Below are 4,982 nucleotides of genomic sequence, written 5' to 3' on the forward strand. Positions count from 1 at the left end.
AGAACAAAAAGCAACTGAGATGCCGGTTTGTCAACGATGCCGCGACTCATCTGTCAAACATGTCGCGACTCATGACAGTGCGGTGGCGGCGGGATTTGAACCCGCGGTTGGGGGTTACCCAACAATCGCTTTCGAGGCGATCACCTTCGGCCGCTCGGACACGCCACCGCGTTCCAGACTACGGGAGTGGGCCCGAGCGACAAAATCGCTGCGCCAGCGGGGTGCCAGCGCAGCGATATGAGAAACGGGGGACGAGGATTAGTCGTCCTTCAGGCCACCGATAACCTCGTTGGCCTTGTCCTTGATGCCTTCGGCAGCGTCAGACAGCTTGTCCTTAGCCTCGGAGGTGACCTGGTCGGCCTTACCCTCGTTAGCTACGTCCTTGTTATCGGTAGCTTCGCCGTAGGCTTCCTTTGCCTTGCCTACAAGGCCATCCTTCTTGTTTTCCAAATCGCCCATAATCACTCCTTTGAGTAAACGGTTGTTGTATGACCACCAGTGTACGCACGTTTAACGCAGGCCGTCGAAGAAGTTTCGGAGCAACCCAGCGCATTCGTCTTCGAGGACGCCGCCGCGGACCTGCGGGGTAAAGGGGGCGGTGGGGGCACGCAGGACATCGATAAGCGAGCCGCACGCGCCGGTCTTGGGCTCGAAGGCGCCAAAGACCACGGAAGAAACACGGGCAGCTTGCAAGGCGCCGGCGCACATGGCGCAGGGTTCTAGGGTGACGACGAGCTCGCAACCGGAAAGCCGCCAGCCATCGCCGTGCACACGAACGGCCTGGCGAATGGCCTCGACTTCGGCATGGGCGGTGGGATCGGCCAGCTCTTCGCGGCGGTTGACGCCGGTGGCAAGTTCGGTTCCGGCGGCGTCGTACAGCACCGCACCCACGGGGACGTCGCCGGCCGGCGTACGCTTGGCGACGTCGAGGGCGCGGCGCATCCGAGCCTCAGCGCGCAGCAAGAGCTCAGGCGTTAACAATGACGTCTTCCAACTCATCGCCAAAGCCGAGCTCGCCGGCGATACGCAGCAACATATCGGAAGGCCAGTCCTCATCATTGTCGATGATGTAGCCCACCTGGTCCTCGGACAGGCCAAGGTCGGCGAAGATATCGAAATCGCCCTCGCCATAAGGATCGGCCTCTTCGGGGTCCACATCCGGGATTTCATGGTCGTTGATATCCATGAAATCGGCGGCGAAGTCATCGTCCACGCCATAGGTAGCATCCGAGATGAGCATCTTCACCCCGCCCGGCACTGGGCGCACGGCAATAAAATAGGCATCCTCCACGCACAGCAGCGCGAACGCAGCACCCTCGGAACGCAGGCTGCGCACCGCATTGATGGAGGTCTGCGGATCCTCAAAGTCATCGTTGAAGCTGCGCACCAGCCATTGGCCCGCGTTGCGGGCGACGGTTACTGCGAAGGAGTAATTTTCGTTGCTCATACCTCGTGAGATTAGTCGTGTTGTGCCACAATTGTCATCGTGAGTTCTCAAGATGTTCAACGCCCTATCTGCATTATTGGCCTCGGCCTCATCGGCGGCTCTTTGCTGCGCGATCTCGCCGGATACAAACACCACGTTTTTGGATACAACCACTCCACGTCCGGCGCTCGCACTGCAGTAAAGCAGGGTTTTGACGTCACCGATGATCTTCCGGCGATTTTGACCCGCGCGGAGACGGAGAACGCGCTCATTGTCATAGCCGTGCCGATGGGCGCTGTGGGAAGCGTCCTCGATGCCATTCAGGAGCACGCGCCGAGCTGCGGTATTACGGACGTCGTTTCCGTTAAGACGGCAGTGCGCCAACAGGTCCTGGAGCGCGGAATGGAGTCGCGCTATGTGGGCGGCCACCCGATGGCGGGCACGTCAAAGTCCGGTTGGGATAACTCGCAGAAGGATCTGTTCCGCCGCGCGGCGTGGGGCATTACCTATGACTACGCCGCCGAGTGCGAGGCGCGCGGGGAAAAGATTCCGAAGCAGTGGATTGAGACCTTCACCGAGGTCGTGCGCATGACCCAGATGGTGCACGCAGAGGCGGTGCCTATCCGCGTGGCTAATCACGATGCCGCGGTGGCGCGCATTTCCCACCTGCCACACGTCTTTGCGGAGATCCTCGCCGTGGTGGGCGATAACGGCGGAATCCTGGCGCAGTCCCTGTCTGCCGGTTCTTTCAAGGACGCTACCCGCGTGGCCGGCACTCACCCGGAGCTGGTGCAGCAGATGTGCGAGACCAATGCGCCGGCGTTGGTGGAGGCATTGGACGAGGCCTTGGACTTGCTGCACGACGCCCGCGAGAAGCTCGACTCCCCTGAGCCTTCCATCGCTGAGCTTACCGACGCCGGCTACCGCGCCCGCACCCGCATCGACGCCCGCTCCGGCGCGCGCAAGGAATCGGTCTCCCCGATCAAGATTTCTTCCCGCCCAGTGCTGCGCCTGCACCCAGGCGGCCCGAAGTGGGTGGCGCAGTTGCGCCAATCCGAGTCCCTGGGCGGGCGCATCGAGATTTTCTAACGCTTGCGGCCCCGTAGGCCGGGAATGCGGGATACTACTGCGGCGGCAATAAGACCTAGCACTGCTATGCCGGCATAAAGCCAAGGGTGGTCGGCGCTGGTCTGCGGGGTTTTCGGCGGTTCGGGAGTGGTTTCCGCGGTGAGAATCGCTTCCTTATCGCGCCCGCTCACTACTGCCTCGATCCACTCCTTGGTGCCGGCCAGCGTGGTAATAGCCGCGCTAGGCGAAGGCAGGTCTGGGTCCCCGTTCGCGGTGCCCGCCGTGGCGAGTCCGGCGAGCTTACCGTCTACAAAGAAGGGGCCGCCGGAGTCACCACCCTGCATGCCGGCTCGGCCGGTGGAGTGTACGTCGAGAATGGCGCTTTCAATTAGTGGCATCGGGCCATCTGGCGCCCCACCCGGCATCGCCTCGCTGGCTGGCACGCTTTCCGTACCCTCCGGCATTTTAAGTCCCGGCATGGCCTCAGCCGCGGGAACGCTTTCTCCATCATCGGCATCCTCACCAGCGTCCGTGGCGGCGCCCGCGCCAGCGTCCGCGCCAGCAGGTGCGGCGGGGCTACCGCCGAGGAGCTCAGCCACTTCCATTTCTGCTTGGGGCAGCTGACCGCGGCGCGCCATAGAAGAACTACTGCTCCAGCCGTAGAGGGTGCCGCGTTTACCTGGTTCAGGAACTTGGGTGGAAATCTCTGCGGGTTTTGTATCGGTGACAGGGACGGTGAGGTGGAGAAGGGCGGCGTCGGAAAGCGGGGACAGCGCCCACGAATCAGCGTCGTAGGTGGTTCCGTTGATGCGGGCTTGGGTGCCCTTATTATTCACGGACTCGAGGCAATGGCGTGCGGTGAGCACCCACTGGGCGGCCACGAGAGTACCAGTACAATCACCAAAACTACCCACGCGTCCTATCTTGAGTTGGGCGACAGTATGGGCCTCCTGGGAGTCCGTAGCTGGTTCGCCGTGTTCGAGTGCAGTGGCCGGGGCGGCAGTCAGTGCCACGATGCTAGCGGCGAGCAAGGCAGGGAAGATTTTGTGCTGCATGATTAGTCCTTCTTTCCGGCAGGAACGGCGATGGCGATAACTTTGGCGACGGCCCATTCGGCCGGCCCCTTCCCTATCAGGCGGCGCCACAGGGTTGCGATAACGAGGAAGAGGGCGATGAAGGCACAGGCCCAGGCGGTGTTGTGCAGGGCGATGTGGCTTTGCCAGTAATAGGCGGTGAGCACGTGCAGGATGTAGATGCTCAGTGACATCGCGCCCAGCGCCGCAAAGGGATAGGCCAGCTTGGGCGCAGCTCGGCCAACAAGCAAGCATAGGTGTAGGACGACTGCGGCGACGGCAATGGACAGCACGATCTCGCCCACTACGCCGGTGTGCCCGGTAAAACGCAGCCAGCCAGGAATGTCCGCAGTAAAGCGGAAGTAGAAACCGATAGCGGCAACGATGCCGGCTATAGCAGTGGAAGCCCACTGCGCGGCTGCGTCTTGCTTGCGAATATAGATTTCATAGAGCAGCATGCCGGCGAGGAAATAAGCGACATAGGCCAGCAGTGGGTATACCTGCGGTAGAGTCAGCGGAGCGTATTTCACGGTCGCGGCTACGGTGGCCGCAGCGAATAGGATTAGCTTCCAGGCCCAGTGCAATGGGGGAACCCAGCACAGCAGCATCATGGTGATGCCGATTACTACTAGGACGACCTGAATCTCTCCCCCTAGGGGCAGTAGCGCGAGGCCGATGAGTGTAATTATGCAGCCTCGGGCGAGGATGCGCAGAAGCGTCGTCACCGTGAAATTGCGGGCAATGATCATCAATGTGACGCCAGCCAAAATGGCAAAAAGCGCAGCGGGCAGGCCGTTGAGAATGACTTTGGTATGCCACACGAGGGAGGCCATGTGCAGGACTACCATGCCAATAATGGCAAGTGAGCGGGCTATATCAAGCCCAACGATGCGCGAAGATGCGGACACCGGGCGTTCTCCTTCAAGACAGAGGGGAGCGCGTTGCCGCAGTCCCCTTATTAATAAAGACTTTCTTTTTCTACTAAGAGAGTCTGGAAGGTTACTGTGGAAGCTTTATAAGTGTCCTGCATTTTATAAAGGGGTTTCTTAAGACCTATTACTGCAGCGAGAATCCGCCTAATCACGGAAGTTATCATCGCGATTTTGCGCGACCGAGAGGGATCAGCGGCGAGCTTGAGAAGCGAGGCGCCCATCAAACCAAGCACAACTCCGCCTAGAAGAAGCCACAGGCTCCCAGAACCGAGCCATAGCGCAAGACCCAAGACAATGCCGGCAATGAGACCCGGCAGCAATGAGGAAGGCTTCATAGACGGGCACCTGCGAAATAGATTAGATACAAGGAAAGCCGCCCGAAGGCGGCTCATTTTGTGCGCCCGGAGGTGTCTGAGTTCATGACATATTTGACAGTCTGTGGCTGAGGGAATCGTCGTGATGCTTGACAGGTCAGCCGCGACA

At 60.5% G+C, this 4,982-nt stretch carries 7 protein-coding genes and 1 tRNA gene; 1 reads left to right on the plus strand and 7 read right to left on the minus strand.

The features are described 5' to 3' along the window. Positions 1-80: 80 nt before the first annotated feature. From QP971_RS11155 to QP971_RS11170, 4 genes are all read right to left on the minus strand, one after another. Positions 81-168, minus strand: a tRNA-Ser gene (locus QP971_RS11155). A gap of 90 nt (positions 169-258) precedes the next feature. Continuing rightward, positions 259-459 (minus strand): CsbD family protein, encoded by a 201-nt coding sequence (locus QP971_RS11160; RefSeq protein WP_005323174.1) that lies wholly within the window; start codon positions 457-459, stop codon positions 259-261. A gap of 51 nt (positions 460-510) precedes the next feature. Beyond that, the gene (locus tag QP971_RS11165; RefSeq protein ID WP_239279111.1) at positions 511-942 is read right to left on the minus strand and encodes a nucleoside deaminase; all 432 of its coding nucleotides are present in this window, start codon (positions 940-942) and stop codon (positions 511-513) included. Between the two features lie 25 nt (positions 943-967). Beyond that, positions 968-1,447: a tRNA adenosine deaminase-associated protein gene (locus QP971_RS11170; RefSeq protein WP_225746105.1), complete on the minus strand. Its 480-nt coding sequence runs from the start codon at positions 1,445-1,447 to the stop codon at positions 968-970. A 39-nt stretch (positions 1,448-1,486) separates the two neighbouring features. On the opposite strand from QP971_RS11170, the gene QP971_RS11175 reads away from it, so the two are divergent. Continuing rightward, positions 1,487-2,515, plus strand: a complete 1,029-nt coding sequence (locus QP971_RS11175; RefSeq protein ID WP_284811919.1) for a prephenate dehydrogenase — start codon at positions 1,487-1,489, stop codon at positions 2,513-2,515. Here QP971_RS11175 and QP971_RS11180 read toward each other — a convergent pair. From QP971_RS11180 to QP971_RS11190, 3 genes are read right to left on the minus strand one after another with little or no spacing between them, the layout of a single operon-like run. After that, a complete protein-coding gene (locus QP971_RS11180) occupies positions 2,512-3,549 on the minus strand; it encodes a trypsin-like serine protease (protein ID WP_284811920.1) in 1,038 nt (345 codons plus the stop codon). The genes QP971_RS11175 and QP971_RS11180 overlap by 4 nt on opposite strands. Before the next feature lie 2 nt (positions 3,550-3,551). Continuing rightward, entirely contained in the window at positions 3,552-4,475 is a 924-nt protein-coding gene (locus QP971_RS11185) for a DUF418 domain-containing protein (RefSeq protein ID WP_284811921.1), read from the minus strand. 50 nt (positions 4,476-4,525) lie between these two features. Beyond that, the gene (locus QP971_RS11190; protein ID WP_284811922.1) at positions 4,526-4,834 is read right to left on the minus strand and encodes a hypothetical protein; all 309 of its coding nucleotides are present in this window, start codon (positions 4,832-4,834) and stop codon (positions 4,526-4,528) included. Positions 4,835-4,982: the final 148 nt, after the last annotated feature.

It is taken from the genome of Corynebacterium marquesiae (assembly GCF_030229635.1).
GTDB classification, from domain to species: Bacteria; Actinomycetota; Actinomycetes; order Mycobacteriales; family Mycobacteriaceae; genus Corynebacterium; species Corynebacterium marquesiae.

Bases quoted from the DNA above. Each gene is read 5' to 3' on its own strand.
- QP971_RS11190 (WP_284811922.1), bottom strand. From the start codon at position 4,834: ATGAAGCCTTCCTCATTGCTGCCGGGTCTCATTGCCGGCATTGTCTTG.
- QP971_RS11180 (WP_284811920.1), bottom strand. From the start codon at position 3,549: ATGCAGCACAAAATCTTCCCTGCCTTGCTCGCCGCTAGCATCGTGGCA.
- QP971_RS11165 (WP_239279111.1), bottom strand. From the start codon at position 942: ATGCGCCGCGCCCTCGACGTCGCCAAGCGTACGCCGGCCGGCGACGTC.
- QP971_RS11160 (WP_005323174.1), bottom strand. From the start codon at position 459: ATGGGCGATTTGGAAAACAAGAAGGATGGCCTTGTAGGCAAGGCAAAG.
- QP971_RS11170 (WP_225746105.1), bottom strand. From the start codon at position 1,447: ATGAGCAACGAAAATTACTCCTTCGCAGTAACCGTCGCCCGCAACGCG.